This is a genomic window from Actinomadura sp. 1N219, from assembly GCF_044326405.1.
In the GTDB taxonomy this organism is placed as follows: Bacteria; Actinomycetota; Actinomycetes; order Streptosporangiales; family Streptosporangiaceae; genus Spirillospora.
Genome location: NZ_JBIRAY010000005.1, coordinates 189,493 through 203,503, shown reverse-complemented (window position 1 = coordinate 203,503; position 14,011 = coordinate 189,493). Strand labels below are relative to the sequence as shown.

Below are 14,011 nucleotides of genomic sequence, written 5' to 3'. Positions count from 1 at the left end.
CTCACGCGGAGTCGACGACGGGGTCGCCGCCGAGGTAGGCGGCCTTGACGCGGTCGTCCTGCGCCAGGTCGGAAGCGGGCCCGGACAGGACGATCCGGCCCGTCTCCAGCACGTACGCGCGGTCGGCGAGGCGGAGCGTCTGGTGGGCGTTCTGCTCGACGATCAGGATCGTCGTGCCCTGCTCGCGGATCTCCCGGATGACCCGCATCACCTGCTGCGCCATCTGCGGCGCGAGGCCCATCGTGGGCTCGTCCAGGGCGAGGAGGCGGGGGCGCAGCATCAGCGCGCGGCCGATCGCGAGCATCTGCTGCTCGCCGCCCGACAGCCACCCGGCGAGCTGCCCGCGCCGCTCCCCGAGCCGGGGGAACATCTCGTACACCTCCTCCCGGCGGGCCGCGACGGCGCTGCGGTCGCGGCGGCGGAGGTACCCGCCGAGCAGCAGGTTCTCGGCGACGTTCAGCGCCGGGAACACGCGCCTGCCCTCCGGGACGTGCCCGAGCCCGGCCGCGACGACCCTGTGCGCGTCGAGGCGGGTGATGTCGCGGCCGTCGAGCTCGACGCGCCCGGACCGGGCCCGGTGCAGGCCGGTGATCGTGCGGAGCGTCGTGGTCTTGCCCGCGCCGTTGCTGCCGAGCAGCGCGACGATCTCGCCGTCGCCCACCTCGAACGAGATCCCGGACAGCGCCTCGACCTGCCCGTACCGGCTGCGCAGGTCGCCGACCTTGAGGAGCGTCACCGCAGCACCTCCGTGACGAGGTCGGTCTCGGGGTCGTCGGGGACGCCGAGGTAGGCGGCGATGACCCGCTGGTCCTCCTGGATCTCGGCGGGCGGGCCCTCCGCGATCGTCCGGCCGTACTCCAGCACGGTGACCCGGTCGGAGATCGACATGACGAGCGCGACGTCGTGCTCGATCAGCACGACGGCGGCGCCGAGCGCGCTGATCCGGGCGATCAGCTCCATCAGGGCCCGCTTCTCGGTCGGGTTGGCGCCCGCGGCGGGCTCGTCCAGCAGCAGGACGCGGGGGTCCCCGGCGAGGGCCCGCGCGATCTCCAGCCGCCGCCGGTCGCCGTAGGCGAGGCCGCCCGCGGGACGGTCGGCCGCGTCCAGCAGGCCGACGAAGTCGAGGCAGCGGCGGACGGCGTCGGCGTCGTCGCGGGACAGCGGCCGCAGCAGGCCCCGGTCGCGGGCGAACCGTCCGATCAGCACGTTCTCCGCGACGGTCATCTCGTCGAACAGCCGGATGCTCTGGAACGTCCGGGCGAGCCCAGCGGCGGCGACCCGGTGCGGGGCCTTGCCGCGGACGTTCCGCCCGGCGAGCACGACCGTCCCGGCGGACGGCGGGATCATCCCGGTGATGCAGTTGAACGCGGTGGTCTTGCCCGCGCCGTTCGGGCCGATCACGCTGACGACCTGCCCGGCGTCCGCGCGGAGCCCGAGCCCGTCCACCGCGTTGACGCCGCCGAAGTTGCGGGACAGGCCCGCGACCTCCAGCAGCGTCCCTTCGGCGGACGGGAGCTCCGGCGCGGGCCCGGCCTTCGCGGGGAGGCGGAACCGGCGGGGACGGTAAGGCCACACGCCCTGCGGGCGCAGCAGCACGATCAGGATCAGCAGCAGCGCGAAGAACAGGCCCCGGTACTCCTGGACGCTCCGCAGGATCTCCGGCAGCGCGATGATCACCACGGCGCCGATCATCACGCCGGGCCGGCTGCCCATCCCGCCGATGATCACCACGAGCAGGATCATCAGCGAGGTCAGGAACGTGAAGCTGGACGGGTCGACCGTGCCGAGCTGCGCGGCGTTCAGCGGCCCCGCGACCGCGCCGGTCATCGCGCCGAGGACGTAGGCGAGCAGCTTCACCCGCCGGGCCGGGACGCCGACCGCCTCGGCCGCGGTGTCGTCCGACCTGATCGCCCGCCACGCGTACGCGAGCCGGGACCGGGCGAGCAGCGCGGTCAGCGCCAGCACGACGACGAAGAACGCCAGCGACAGGTGGTAGAAGTCCTTCGGCATGACGATCTCGCGGCCGCCGAGCGTCACCGGCGGGATCCCGGTGAGGCCGTTCGGCCCGCCGGTGACCTCCAGGTTGATCACCGTGATCCGGATGATCTCGCCGAAGCCGAGCGTGACGATGGCGAGGTAGTCGCTGCGCAGCCGCAGCGTCGGGTAGCCGATCACGACCCCGGCGACCGCGGCGGCGGCGACCGCGGCGGGCAGCGTGAGCCAGAAGTTCCACTCCAGCTCCACCATCAGCAGGCCCGCCGTGTACGCGCCGATCGCGAAGAACGCCGCGAAGCCGAGGTCCAGCAGGCCCGCGTACCCGACGACGATGTTGATGCCGAGCCCGAGGATCGCGTAGATCAGGATGGTGGCGCCGACGGTCAGGCCGTAGTCGTCCATGACCTGGCCCGCGACGAGCGCCACCGCGATCAGCAGCGGCCAGCCCCCGTACCGGACGGGCGTCTCCCAGCGCCCGAGGCCGGGCAGGCGCTCCAGCGCGCGGGCCCTCATGCGCGCTCCACGACGCGCTCGCCGAACAGGCCGGTGGGTCTCAGCGCCAGCACCGCGATGAGCAGCCCGAAGATGATCACGTCCGTCCAGCGGGACGAGACGTACCCGGCCGAGAACGACTGGACGAGCCCGATCGCGACGCCCGCGACCATCGTCCCCGGCAGGTTCCCGATGCCGCCGAGCACGGCCGCGGTGAACGCGCGCAGCCCGATGAGGAATCCCATGCCGAAGCTGATCTGCACGTAGTACAGCCCGTACATCACGCCCGCCGCGCCCGCCAGCATCGAGCCGATGAAGAACGTGATGAGGATGAGCCGCTCGACGTTGATGCCCTGCAGCCGGGCGGCGTCCCGGTCCATCGCGAGGGCGCGCATCGCCGTCCCCGTCACCGTGCGGGTCACGAACAGCCACAGCCCCACCATCAGCGCCACCGACATCACCACCAGCGCGAGCTGCCCCCACGTGACGTGGACGGAGCCGCTGAAGATCTGCCCGCCGTCCAGCGCGTTCGGGTACGACTTGAACCGCGCGTCGGTGAGGACCTTCACGCCCTCCTGCAGCGCCAGCGACACCCCGATCGCGGCGATCAGCAGCGCCAGCCGCGGCGAGGCCAGCAGCGGGACGTAGGCCGCCTTCGCGATCCCGGTGCCGACGACGCCGGTCGCCAGCGCGCCGACGAGCACGGCGGCGGCGATGGCGGGCAGCGCCATCCCGCCGGTCGCGCCGAACGTGGTCAGCGTCCCGAACCCGGCGAACGCGCCGATCATGAACACGTCCCCGTGCGCGAAGTTGATCAGCCGCACCACGCCGTAGATCATCGAGTAGCCCAGCGCGATCAGCGCGAGGAACGCCCCGATCGTCAGCCCGTTGACGAGGTACTGGACGAATTCGCTCATTGTTCGCTGTTCATAAGGTCTTGGTTCATGAGGTCTTGGCGTCCACCCACGTGCCGCCGCTCTTGTCGAGCTTCTTGTAGGCGGTGAACGCGCCGCTCTGGACCCGGACGGTGATGTACAGCGGGTCGGTCCGGTCGCCCTTGTCGTCGAACGTGATCGGCCCGGTGATGCCCGGGAAGTCCTTCATCTTGTGCAGCGCGTCGGTGATGTCCTTGCCCTTCGTGGACCCGGCGTCGTCGATCGCCTTCGCGACGATCTTCACCGCGTCGTACTCGTACACCGAGAACGGCCCGGGGTCGGCGTTGTTCGCGGCCTTGTACGCGGCGACGAACTGGGCGGCGGCGGGCAGGTCCTTGGCGAGCGGTGCCGTGGTGGCGATGTAGCCGTCGGCCGCCGCGCCCGCCGTCTTCAGGACGGTCGAGTCGGTCGTCGCGTCCCCGCCCATCAGCGTGAACTTCAGCCCGAGCTGCTTGCGCTGCTTCATCAGCAGGCCCGCCTCGGCGAAGTACCCGGTGAAGTACAGGACGTCCGGCTTCGTCGAGGCCACCTTCGTCAGGACGGGGCTGTAGTCGGACTGGCCGGGCTGCAGCGCGTCCTGGTACACGACCTGCCCGCCCGCCTGCTTCACCGAGTTCGCCGTCGCGTCCGCGAGGCCCTTGGCGTAGGTGGTGTTGTCGTGCAGGAGCGCGACGCGCTTGGCGCCGAGCTGCCCGGTCATGAACTTCGCGGCGACGAGGCCCTGGTTGTCGTCGCGGCCGCAGGTGCGGAACACCTTGCCCTTCCCGGTGTCGGTGAGGCCGGGGTTCGTGGACGCGTCCAGCACGAACGGCACGCTCCGCCGCCCGAAGATCGGGATCGCGGGCACGGCCGCGCTGGAGCAGTACCCGCCGGCGACCGCCACGACCCCGCTGTTGAGGAGCTTCTGCGCGGCCTGCGCGCCCTGCTGGGCGCTGCACTGGTCGTCGGCCTCGACGATCTGGACGTCGCGCCCGTCCACGCCGCCCGCCTTGTTGATCTCGGCGGCGGCGACCTTCGCGGCGGCGAGGATGTCCTGCCCGGCGGAGGCGGAGTCGCCGCTCAGCGGCGCCGGGACGCCGATCTTGATGGCGCCCGACCCGCCGGAGTCGTCGCCGGACCCGCAGGACGCGGCGAGCGGGACCAGCAGCAGCCCGGCGCCGGTGGCGGTGAGGAGGCGGAACCCGCGTCGCCGGTTCCGGGAAGTCGGTCGAGTCATCGGCGCCTCTCCGTCGCTCAAGGGCGGGATGGTGAAAGCCTGGAACCTCGTGGGACGGCCGTCGAGACGGGCAAGCATGCGATCTCATGTAGTGATCGATAAGAACCGCTTGCCCTTTCGGCCTCGACAGCGCGGGAAGGGGCTCGCGAGGATCGCAGCATGGCCGATGTCCTGCTGCTTTCCGCCGACGACGTGCGCGCGGTGTTCGACCTTCCGGCGGCGATCGCCTCGCAGCGGGCCGCGTTCGAGGCGCTCGGCCGCCGCGAGGCGCGGCTCGCGCCGCGGCTGCTCCTGGACGGCCCGGACGGCGGCGTCGCGTTCTGCTACGTGTCCCGCCTGCCCGGCACCGGCGCGGTCTCCAAGTTCGGCAGCGTCACCCCGGGCAACGCGGCGCGCGGCCTGCCGACCGTGGCGGCGCTGGTGACCGTCCAGGACCCGGTGGACGGACGGCCCGTCGCGATCATCGAGGGCGAGGCGGTGACGACGCTGCGGACCTCGGCGGCGAGCGCGGTGGCGGCCGACCATCTCGCGGTCCCGGACGCGGCCCGGCTCGCAGTGATCGGCTGCGGCGTGCAGGGGCGGGCGCACGTCCGGGCGATGGCGGAGGTCCGGCCGATCGGCCGTGTGGCGATGGCGTGCCGGCATCCGGAGACGTGCGAGATCGCCGCCGGGCTGGCGGCCGAGCTGGGGTTGCCGGTGGAGGCGGCGGCGTCCGTGCGCGCGGCCGTCGAGGGGGCGCAGATCGTCGTGACCGCGACGACCAGCGCGGAGCCGGTCGTCCTCGGCGAATGGCTCGACCCGGGGTGCACGGTGCTGAGCGTCGGCTCCTTCGCCCCGGACCGGGCCGAGGTGGACGACGGCGTCCTCACCCGTGCGGCCTCGATCGTGGTGGACGACGTGCCGACCGCGCTCGACCACGCCGGGCCGGTGGTGGCCGCGATCCGCTCGGGGCATCTGAGCCCGGAGCAGGTGCGGCCGCTCGGGCCGATCGTCGCGGGCCTCGCCGCCGGGCGGGAGTCCGCCGGCGACATCGTGTTCTACAACAGCGTCGGCGTCGGAGTGCAGGACACGGCGGCGGCGTCCGTGATCGTCGAGCGGGCGCGCGCGTCCGGCGCGGGGCGGATCGCGGAGCTCTGACCCGCCCCCGGGTACACTTCGTTCGGTAAGTCGAACGCTGATGGCCGGACGGGGAGGGCGAGCGTGGGCGCGTCAGGGGAATCGGTGCGGGACGTGCTGGCCGGAAACCTGCGCCGCGCGCGGCTGGAGCGCGGCCTGTCGCTGTCTGAGCTGTCCCGCCGGTCGAAGATCGGCAAGGCCACGCTGTCGCAGCTGGAGGCCGGGGCCGGGAACCCCACGATCGAGACGGTGTTCAGCCTGTCGCGCGCGCTGGAGGTCGCCATCTCCGACCTGCTCGACCACCGGGAGCCGTCCGGGCCGACGGTGGTGCGGGCCGCGGACGTGGAGGTGCTGCGCGGCGAGGGCGTCGACCTGCGGCCGCTGCGCGGCATCGAGTCCGGCGGCGCGATCTTCGAGGTGTACGACCAGCGCGTCAGGGCCGGGAGCACGCAGGACTCGCTCGGCCACGGCGGGACGGAGCACACGATCGTCCAGGCGGGGCGGCTCCGCGTCCGGGTGGACGGCCGGGACGTCGAGCTGGGGCCCGGTGACTACGTGGGCTTCGACGCCCGGCTGCCGCACTCCTACATGGCGCCCGACGGGGACGTCCGGTCCGTCCTGCTGCTGCAGTACGGCTCCGACCAGCGGCTTCGCGACGCGCCCTCGGGGCCGCCGCACCTGGTGGAGCGTTGACATCCGGCAGGCCGCCGACCTAGCCTCGAAACGTTCGGTTTAGCGAACGTCGACGGAGGTGGGATGACGCGGGTCGTGGTGCTCGGCGCCGGGATCGTCGGCGCGGCCTGCGCCCGCGAGCTGGCCCTGGCCGGATGCGCCGTCACCGTCGTCGACCGCGCCCGTCCCGCCGCCGCGACGACCGCGCACGGCGAGGGCAACGTCCTCGTCTCCGACAAGGAGCCCGGCCCGGAGCTCGAACTGGCGAAGCTGTCCCTCCGGCTGTGGCCGCGGGTCCTCGACGCGCTCCCGGACGCCGGGGCGGCGGAGTGGGACCCGAAGGGCGGCATCGTCGTCGCGACCACCGGCGAGGGCGCCGCCGCGCTCCGGGAGTTCGCGGACGCCCAGCGCGCGGCGGGCATCATGGCGGAGGAACTCGACGCCGCCGCCTTCGCCGAGGCCGAGCCGCACGCCACGAAGGACGTCGCCGCCGCCGTCCACTACCCGCAGGACGCGCAGGTCCAGCCGGTCGGCGCCGCGACCGCCCTGCTCGCCGGCGCCGTCCGCGCCGGGGCGGTGCTGGAGACCGGCCGCGAGGCCGTCGGAGCCGTCACGCGCGGCGGGCGGATCACCGGCGTCCGCACCGCAACCGGGCTCGTGGAGGGCGACGCCGTCGTCAACGCCGCCGGGCCGTGGGCAGGGGAGGTCGCCGCGCGGGTCGGCGTCCGGCTGGACGTCCGGCCCCGGCGCGGCGAGGTGCTCGTCACGACGCCGGTGCCGCCTACCGTCTTCCACAAGGTCTACGACGCCGACTACGTGGGCGCGGTCGGCAGCGGCGCGGGGGAGCTGCAGGCGTCCGCCGTCGTGGAGTCCACCCGCGCGGGGACGATCCTGCTCGGCTCGTCGCGGCGCCGCGTCGGGTTCGACGACCGGCTCCGCCCCGACGTGCTCGCGGTGATCGCGGGCAAGGCGCTGCGGCTGTTCCCGTCGCTCGCCGGAGTCCCCGTGATGCGCGCGTACGGCGGGTTCCGGCCCTACGTCGCCGACCATCTGCCCGTCATCGGCGCCGACCCGGACCTGCCCGGGCTCTGGCACGCCACCGGGCACGAAGGCGCGGGCATCGGGCTCGCGGCCGGGACCGCGGCCGTCCTGCGCGACCTGATGCTCGGCCGCGAACCGGACGTCGACGCGACGCCGTTCCGAGTGGATCGACCCGCCGTCCGGCCGGAGAGGGAGGTCGCATGAGCCTGGTGCGGATCACGGTGGACGGCGAGCCCGTCACCGGCGCCGCCGGCCGGACCATCGCGGGCGTGCTGCTCGCGTCCGGCCGCCGCACCTGGCGGACGGGCCCGTCCGGCGCGCCGCGCGGCGTCTTCTGCGGGATCGGGGTCTGCTTCGACTGCCTGGTCACGGTCAACGGCGTCCGCGACGTGCGGGCCTGCCGCCGCCGCGCCCGCGACGGCGACACCGTCACGACCCAGTCCCGCGCGGACGCCCGATGAGCCGGCACGTGGTCGTCGTCGGCGCCGGGCCCGCCGGGCTCGGCGCGGCGGCGGGCGCCCTGCGGGCCGGGGCGGCGGTGACGCTCGTCGACTCCGCTGAGCACCCCGGCGGCCAGTACCACCGGATCCCGTCCGACGCCTACGCCGTCGCCGATCCCGTGCTGCGGCACCCGCGCTGCGACTGGTGGCAGGAGAGCGCCGTCTGGTCGATCGAACGTCCGGACCAGGGCGTGCCGCGAGTTCACGTGCTGCGCGGCGAGGCCGACGCGGACGGACGGGAACGGCTCGTCCTCGCCCCGGACGCGCTCGTCCTCGCGCCCGGAGCCCACGACCGCGTCCTGCCGTTCCCCGGCTGGGACCTGCCCGGCGTCTACACGGCGGGCGCCGCGCAGGCGCTGGCGAAGGGGGAGCGCCTGGCCGTCGGCGACTCCGTCCTGATCGCCGGGTCCGGGCCGTTCCTGCTGCCGGTCGCCGCCTCGCTGCTGGCGGCGGGCGCGTCCGTCCGGGCGGTGCTGGAGGCCGGTGCGGCGACGGCCGTGGCGCGCGGCTGGACGCGGCGTCCCTGGGAACTCGCGGCGCACACCGGCAAGGCCGGAGAACTGGCCGGGTACGCGGCGCTGCTGGCCCGCCACCGCGTCCCGTACCGGACGGGCCGCGCCGTCATCGAGGCACGGGGCGACGGACGCGTGGAAGAGGCGGTCACCGCGCGGCTCCGTCCTGACTGGTCGGTCGTGCCGGGCACCGAGAAGTCCGTCGCGGTGGACGCGCTGTGCGTCTCCCACGGCTTCACCCCGCAGCTCGAACTCCCCGTCGCCGCAGGCTGCGCGCTGCGCGACGGCGCGTTCGCCGAGGTGGACGCCGACCAGCGCACCACCGTCCCCGGCGTCCACGCGGCAGGAGAGATCACCGGCATCGCGGGCGCGCAGGCCGCCCGCACCGAAGGACTCCTCGCGGGCTGGATCGCCGGGGGAGGCGCACCGGACGCCCCCGCGGCGGTCCGCACGCGCCGCCGCCGCGACCAGGCCCGCGCGTACGCCGCGCGCCTCGCCGCCGCGCACCCCATCGGCGCGGCCTGGGCGGGCTGGCTCCGTCCCGACACCGTCGTGTGCCGCTGCGAGGAGACCACGTACGGCGCGCTGCTCAGCGCGGCGGGCGACCCGTCCCGCAACTCCGCTCACGCGCTGAAGCTCGCGACCCGCGCGGGTCTCGGACCCTGCCAGGCGCGCATCTGCGGCCCGACCGTCGCCGAGCTGACACAGACCGGGGGCGACCCGCACCACCGGCCCATCGCCCAGCCCATCCGGCTGGGCGAACTCGCACTGCTCCCGATCGAGAACACCGACAGGAAGGGGAACGGCCGATGAGCGACACCGGGACCACGAGCCTCGGCGGCGTCATCGTGGCCACGGCGCTGCCCTACCGCGAGGACGCCACCGCGCCCGCCGGGCTCGCCGTCGACTACGACGCGTACGCCGAGCACTGCGCCTGGCTGGTGGGCAGCGGCTGCCGCGGCGTCGGCCCGAACGGCTCGCTCGGCGAGTACTCGTCGCTGACCGACGAGGAGCGCCGCCGCGTCGCCCGCACCGCCGTCGACGCGGTCGGCGACGGCGACGGCGTGGTCGTCGTCGGCGTGCACGCCCCGGGCTCCCACCAGGCGCGCCACTGGGCGGAACTGGCGGCCGAGGACGGCGCCGACGGCGTCCTGTGCCTGCCGCCCACCCTCTACCGCGCCAACCCCGGCGAGGTCGTCGCGCACTACGAGGCCGTCGCGTCCGTCGGGCTGCCGGTCATGGTCTACAACAACCCGATCGACACCAAGGTCGACCTCACCCCCGACCTCCTCGGCGAGATCGCGCAGATCGACGGGGTCGTCGCGGTGAAGGAGTTCTCCGGGGACGTCCGCCGCGTCCTGGAGATCAGGGAGAAGGCGCCGGGGCTGGACGTCGTCGCGGGCGCGGACGACGTCGTCCTCGAATCGCTGCTGATGGGCGCGACCGGCTGGTTCGCGGGCTTCCCCAACGTGTTCCCCGCCGAGTCCGCGCTGCTGTACGAGCTGGCCGCCGCCGGACGTCTTGACGAGGCCCGCGCCCTGTACGAGCCGCTCGTCGCCGCGTTCCGCTGGGACTCGCGGACCGAGTTCGTCCAGGCCATCAAGCTCGGCATGGACCGGGTCGGCCGGTACGGCGGCCCGTGCCGCCCGCCGCGCGGCCCGCTCACCGCCGAGCACAGCGCCGCCGTCATCGCCGACATGGACCGCGCCGTCACGGCGCTCGAACGGCGGAGGGCCGCCTGATGCGCTCGGTCCGGACGATCACCGCCGTCGACTCCTACGCCGAGGGCAACCCGGCCCGCATCGTCACCGGCGGCGTCGCGCCGATCCCCGGCGCCACGATGGCCGGCAAGCGCCTGCACGCGATCGAGCACCTGGACGGCCTGCGCCGCTTCCTGATGGACGAGCCGCGCGGCCACTCGGCGATGAGCGGCGCGATCCTCCAGCAGCCCACCCGTCCCGACGCCGACTGGGGTGTCGTCTACATCGAGGTCTCCGGGTTCCTCCCGATGTGCGGGCACGGCACGATCGCGCTCGCGACCGTCCTGGTCGAGACCGGGATGGTCGAGGTGACCGAGCCGGAGACCGTCGTCCGCCTCGACGCGCCCGCCGGGCTTGTCGAGGCCAGGGTCGCGGTGCGGGACGGCAGGGCCGAGAACGTCACGCTGCGGATGGTGCCGTCCTTCCTGCTCGAACGCGACGCCGCCGTGGACGTCCCGGGGCTCGGCGAGGTCCGCTACGACATGGCCTACGGCGGCAACTTCTACGCGATCACCGAGCTGGACGCGCTCGGCCTGCCGTTCGACCGGTCCCGCAAGGACGACATCCTCCGGGCGGGGCTCGGCATCATGGCCGCGATCAACGAGCAGAACCCGCCGAAACATCCCGAAGATCCCGGCGTGGCCGGGTGCAAGCACGTCCAGTTCCTGGCCCCGGGCTCGGACGCCGCGCACTCGCGCAACGCGATGGCGATCCACCCCGGCTGGTTCGACCGGTCGCCCTGCGGCACCGGCACCTGCGCCCGGATGGCACAGCTGCACGGACGCGGCGAGCTGCCCCTGAACACCGGCTTCGTCAACGAGTCGTTCATCGGGACGCGCTTCCACGGACGGCTCGTCGGCGCCACCGAGGTCGGCGGGCTGCCCGCCGTCGTCCCGGAGATTTCCGGACGCGCCTGGATCACCGGCACTGCGAACTACCTGCTCGACCCCACCGACCCCTTCCCCGAAGGCTTCTCCTTCTGATGACACCCAACGACGCCATCGCCGCCGCCGTCTCCGCCGCGCCCGGATGGGCGGCGGCCCCGCCGGAGACGCGCGCCCACGCCCTGACGTCCGTCGCCGCCGCGCTGGAGGACGCCCGCGCCGAGCTGACCGCCCTCGCCGACGAGGAGACGCGTCTAGGCGCGACCAGGCTGAACGGGGAGCTGACGCGCACGACGTTCCAGCTCACGCTGTTCGCCGAGCAGGTCGGGGAGGGCGCGTTCTACGACGCCCGCATCGACGCCGCCGACCCCGCATGGCCCACCGGCCCTCGCCCCGACCTGCGCCGCTACCGGACGGCGGTCGGGCCCGTGCTCGTGTTCGCGGCGAGCAACTTCCCGTTCGCGTTCAGCGTCGCGGGCGGCGACACGGCGTCGGCGTGGGCGGCGGGCTGCCCCGTCGTCGTCAAGGCCCACCCCGGCCACCCGCGCCTGTCCCGCCGGACGGCCGAGGTCATCGCCGCCGCCGGGCTCCCGGACGGCGTGTTCGGCCTCATCGAGGGGGAGGAGGCGGGCGTCGAGGCGCTCCGGCATCCGGGCGTCGCCGCCGCCGCGTTCACCGGCTCGCAGCGGGGCGGCCTGGCGCTGGCGAAGATCGCGGCGGAGCGTCCCGTGCCGATCCCGTTCTACGGGGAGATGGGCAGCGTCAACCCGTCCGTGGTGACGCCGCGCGCGGCGCGGGCGCGCGGGGAGGAGATCGTCCAGGGGTACGCGGCGTCCCTCACGATGGGCGCGGGACAGTTTTGCACCAACCCCGGGCTCCTGTTCGCGCCCGCCGAACTGCTCGACACGGCGGCCCGGCGGCTCCGCGAGATCGACGCCGCGCCGATGCTGAACGACCGCATCGAGTCCGGTTACCTGACGGCGGCGGACACGCTGGCCGCGCGTCCCGGCGTCCGGCGCGTCGTCTGGCCGGACGACGACACGTCCACCGCGCCCCGCCTGCTCACCATGGACCTGGACGCCTTCAAGGCCGACATCGACGCCGCCGCCGAGGAGTGCTTCGGCCCGCTGGGGCTCATCGTCACCTACGACCGGCTCGCCGACGTCGCGGACGTCCTGACCCGCCTGCCAGGCCAGCTCACCGCGTCCCTGCACGCCGAACCGGACGAGACCGGCGACCTCGCGGCCCTGACCACCGTGCTCGCCGGACGCAGTGGCCGCGTCCTGTGGAACCAGTGGCCCACCGGCGTGTCCGTCACCCACGCGATGCAGCACGGCGGCCCGTTCCCGGCGACGACCGCGCCGTCCACCACCTCGGTCGGCACGGCCGCGATCGAGCGGTTCCTGCGCCCGGTCGCGTACCAGGGCTGGCCGCAGGACCTACTTCCGCCGCCGCTGCGGGACGACAACCCGTGGAAGATCCCGCAGACCGTTCGCTGAAGGTGGCTCAGCCGACCCAGACCGTCTTGGCGTTGCAGAACGCGTGCATGCCCTCCGCCGACAGCTCCCGCCCGTAGCCGGAGCGTTTCGTCCCGCCGAACGGCAGCTCGGGATACGACGTCACCATCCCGTTGACGAACACCTGCCCGGCGTCCAGCTCCCGGACGAACCGCTCCCGCTCGACCTCGTCGCGCGTCCAGGCGTTCGAGCCGAGCCCGAAGCCCGTCGCGTTCGCGACCTCCACCGCCTCCGACACCCCGCGGACGCGGAACACCGACGCGACCGGCGCGAAGACCTCCTCGTGGTACATCCGCATGTCCGGCGTCACACCGGAGACCACGGTCGGCGGATAGAACCAGCCGGGGCCAGCCGGCCGCTCCCCGCCGCACAGCACCGCCGCGCCCTTGCCGACCGCGTCCGCGACCAGCTCCTCGGCCTCCGCGCGCGCCTCCTCGCTCACGAGCGGACCGATGTCGGTGGCGTCGTCCATCGGGTCGCCGACCCGCTTCGCGCGCATGTTCGCCACGAACAGCCGCTCGAACTCGTCCGCGCAGCCGATGTCGACGATGAAGCGCTTCGCCGAGATGCAGCTCTGCCCGTTGTTGAGGCACCGCGACTCCGTGGCCGTCCGCGCCGCCGCCTCGATGTCGGCGGACGGCATCACCACGAACGGGTCGCTCCCGCCCAGCTCCAGCACGGACGGCTTGACCTCGCTCCCTGCGATCGACGCGACGGACCGTCCCGCCGGCTCGCTGCCGGTGAGCGTCGCGGCCTTCACCCGCGGGTCGCGCAGCACCCGCTCGACCTTGGGCGACCCGATGAGCAACGTCTGGAAAGCACCCTCCGGGAACCCGGCCCGGCGGAACAGGTCCTCCAGGAACAGCGCCGTCTGCGGGACGTTCGACGAATGCTTCAGCAACCCCACGTTCCCCGCCATCAACCCCGGCGCCGCGAACCTGATCACCTGCCAGAGCGGGAAGTTCCACGGCATCACCGCGAGCACCGGCCCGAGCGGCTGGTAGCGCACGTAGGCGTCCCGCGCACCCACCGCCTCCGCGTCGGCGGGACGGCGATCGGCCAGGAACCCCTCGGCGTGCGCGGCGTAGTACCGGCACGCCTTCGCGCATTTCTGGACCTCCGCGCCGGTGGCCTTCAGGGTCTTGCCCATCTCGGCCGTCATCATCGCGGCGATCTGCTCGGACTCCCGGTCCAGGATGTCCGCGGCCGCGTTCATCCACTCCGCGCGCTGCGCGAGACCCGTCGTCCGGTAGGCGGCGAACGTCTCCGCCGCCCGCCCGACGCGCCGGTCGACCTCCTCGTCGGTCAGCGCGTCGAAGGTCTTCTCGACCTCGCCCGTAGCGGGATTGGTCGTGGCGATCGTCGTCATGG

At 74.0% G+C, this 14,011-nt stretch carries 13 protein-coding genes; 8 read left to right on the top strand and 5 right to left on the bottom strand.

Annotation, left to right across the window (positions count from 1 at the left end; all coding sequences use genetic code 11):
- Position 1: 1 nt before the first annotated feature.
- Genes ACH35V_RS18385 through ACH35V_RS18370 form a run of 4 tightly spaced genes read right to left on the bottom strand, consistent with a single transcriptional unit; the run spans position 2 to position 4,638 of the window.
- On the bottom strand, positions 2-736 hold the full coding sequence (locus tag ACH35V_RS18385) for an ABC transporter ATP-binding protein (RefSeq protein ID WP_395973747.1): 735 nt from the start codon (positions 734-736) through the stop codon (positions 2-4).
- A complete protein-coding gene (locus ACH35V_RS18380) occupies positions 733-2,508 on the bottom strand; it encodes an ATP-binding cassette domain-containing protein (RefSeq protein ID WP_395973745.1) in 1,776 nt (591 codons plus the stop codon). The genes ACH35V_RS18385 and ACH35V_RS18380 overlap by 4 nt, the downstream gene beginning before the upstream one ends.
- Positions 2,505-3,404 (bottom strand): branched-chain amino acid ABC transporter permease, encoded by a 900-nt coding sequence (locus ACH35V_RS18375; protein ID WP_395973744.1) that lies wholly within the window; start codon positions 3,402-3,404, stop codon positions 2,505-2,507. The genes ACH35V_RS18380 and ACH35V_RS18375 overlap by 4 nt, the downstream gene beginning before the upstream one ends.
- A gap of 25 nt (positions 3,405-3,429) precedes the next feature.
- Positions 3,430-4,638: a branched-chain amino acid ABC transporter substrate-binding protein gene (locus ACH35V_RS18370; protein WP_395973743.1), complete on the bottom strand. Its 1,209-nt coding sequence runs from the start codon at positions 4,636-4,638 to the stop codon at positions 3,430-3,432.
- Positions 4,639-4,797: 159 nt separating this feature from the next.
- Here ACH35V_RS18370 and ACH35V_RS18365 point away from each other — a divergent pair, with 159 nt between their 5' ends.
- The 8 genes from ACH35V_RS18365 to ACH35V_RS18330 all read left to right on the top strand — a co-directional run bounded on the left by ACH35V_RS18365 (position 4,798) and on the right by ACH35V_RS18330 (position 12,622).
- The gene (locus ACH35V_RS18365; protein WP_395973742.1) at positions 4,798-5,775 is read left to right on the top strand and encodes an ornithine cyclodeaminase family protein; all 978 of its coding nucleotides are present in this window, start codon (positions 4,798-4,800) and stop codon (positions 5,773-5,775) included.
- A gap of 63 nt (positions 5,776-5,838) precedes the next feature.
- On the top strand, positions 5,839-6,447 hold the full coding sequence (locus tag ACH35V_RS18360; RefSeq protein ID WP_395973740.1) for a helix-turn-helix domain-containing protein: 609 nt from the start codon (positions 5,839-5,841) through the stop codon (positions 6,445-6,447).
- A 63-nt stretch (positions 6,448-6,510) separates the two neighbouring features.
- On the top strand, positions 6,511-7,671 hold the full coding sequence (locus tag ACH35V_RS18355; protein WP_395973738.1) for an NAD(P)/FAD-dependent oxidoreductase: 1,161 nt from the start codon (positions 6,511-6,513) through the stop codon (positions 7,669-7,671).
- The gene (locus tag ACH35V_RS18350) at positions 7,668-7,928 is read left to right on the top strand and encodes a (2Fe-2S)-binding protein (protein WP_395973736.1); all 261 of its coding nucleotides are present in this window, start codon (positions 7,668-7,670) and stop codon (positions 7,926-7,928) included. The genes ACH35V_RS18355 and ACH35V_RS18350 overlap by 4 nt, the downstream gene beginning before the upstream one ends.
- Positions 7,925-9,292, top strand: a complete 1,368-nt coding sequence (locus ACH35V_RS18345; RefSeq protein ID WP_395973734.1) for an NAD(P)/FAD-dependent oxidoreductase — start codon at positions 7,925-7,927, stop codon at positions 9,290-9,292. The genes ACH35V_RS18350 and ACH35V_RS18345 overlap by 4 nt, the downstream gene beginning before the upstream one ends.
- Complete coding sequence (locus ACH35V_RS18340) at positions 9,289-10,221, top strand: dihydrodipicolinate synthase family protein (RefSeq protein ID WP_395973732.1); 933 nt, start codon at positions 9,289-9,291, stop codon at positions 10,219-10,221. Before ACH35V_RS18345 ends, ACH35V_RS18340 begins: the two co-directional genes overlap by 4 nt.
- Positions 10,221-11,222: a proline racemase family protein gene (locus tag ACH35V_RS18335; protein ID WP_395973731.1), complete on the top strand. Its 1,002-nt coding sequence runs from the start codon at positions 10,221-10,223 to the stop codon at positions 11,220-11,222. Before ACH35V_RS18340 ends, ACH35V_RS18335 begins: the two co-directional genes overlap by 1 nt.
- Entirely contained in the window at positions 11,222-12,622 is a 1,401-nt protein-coding gene (locus ACH35V_RS18330; protein WP_395973730.1) for an aldehyde dehydrogenase (NADP(+)), read from the top strand. Before ACH35V_RS18335 ends, ACH35V_RS18330 begins: the two co-directional genes overlap by 1 nt.
- Positions 12,623-12,629: 7 nt before the next feature.
- On the opposite strand, the gene ACH35V_RS18325 is transcribed toward ACH35V_RS18330, so the two are convergent.
- On the bottom strand, positions 12,630-14,009 hold the full coding sequence (locus ACH35V_RS18325) for an NADP-dependent succinic semialdehyde dehydrogenase (RefSeq protein ID WP_395973729.1): 1,380 nt from the start codon (positions 14,007-14,009) through the stop codon (positions 12,630-12,632).
- Positions 14,010-14,011 lie beyond the last annotated feature (2 nt).

Coding starts and splice junctions, on each gene's coding strand:
- ACH35V_RS18345 (WP_395973734.1), top strand. CDS start 7,925: ATGAGCCGGCACGTGGTCGTCGTCGGCGCCGGGCCCGCCGGGCTCGGC.
- ACH35V_RS18375 (WP_395973744.1), bottom strand. CDS start 3,404: ATGAGCGAATTCGTCCAGTACCTCGTCAACGGGCTGACGATCGGGGCG.
- ACH35V_RS18340 (WP_395973732.1), top strand. CDS start 9,289: ATGAGCGACACCGGGACCACGAGCCTCGGCGGCGTCATCGTGGCCACG.
- ACH35V_RS18370 (WP_395973743.1), bottom strand. CDS start 4,638: ATGACTCGACCGACTTCCCGGAACCGGCGACGCGGGTTCCGCCTCCTC.
- ACH35V_RS18365 (WP_395973742.1), top strand. CDS start 4,798: ATGGCCGATGTCCTGCTGCTTTCCGCCGACGACGTGCGCGCGGTGTTC.
- ACH35V_RS18350 (WP_395973736.1), top strand. CDS start 7,668: ATGAGCCTGGTGCGGATCACGGTGGACGGCGAGCCCGTCACCGGCGCC.
- ACH35V_RS18325 (WP_395973729.1), bottom strand. CDS start 14,009: ATGACGACGATCGCCACGACCAATCCCGCTACGGGCGAGGTCGAGAAG.
- ACH35V_RS18330 (WP_395973730.1), top strand. CDS start 11,222: ATGACACCCAACGACGCCATCGCCGCCGCCGTCTCCGCCGCGCCCGGA.
- ACH35V_RS18335 (WP_395973731.1), top strand. CDS start 10,221: ATGCGCTCGGTCCGGACGATCACCGCCGTCGACTCCTACGCCGAGGGC.
- ACH35V_RS18355 (WP_395973738.1), top strand. CDS start 6,511: ATGACGCGGGTCGTGGTGCTCGGCGCCGGGATCGTCGGCGCGGCCTGC.
- ACH35V_RS18380 (WP_395973745.1), bottom strand. CDS start 2,508: ATGAGGGCCCGCGCGCTGGAGCGCCTGCCCGGCCTCGGGCGCTGGGAG.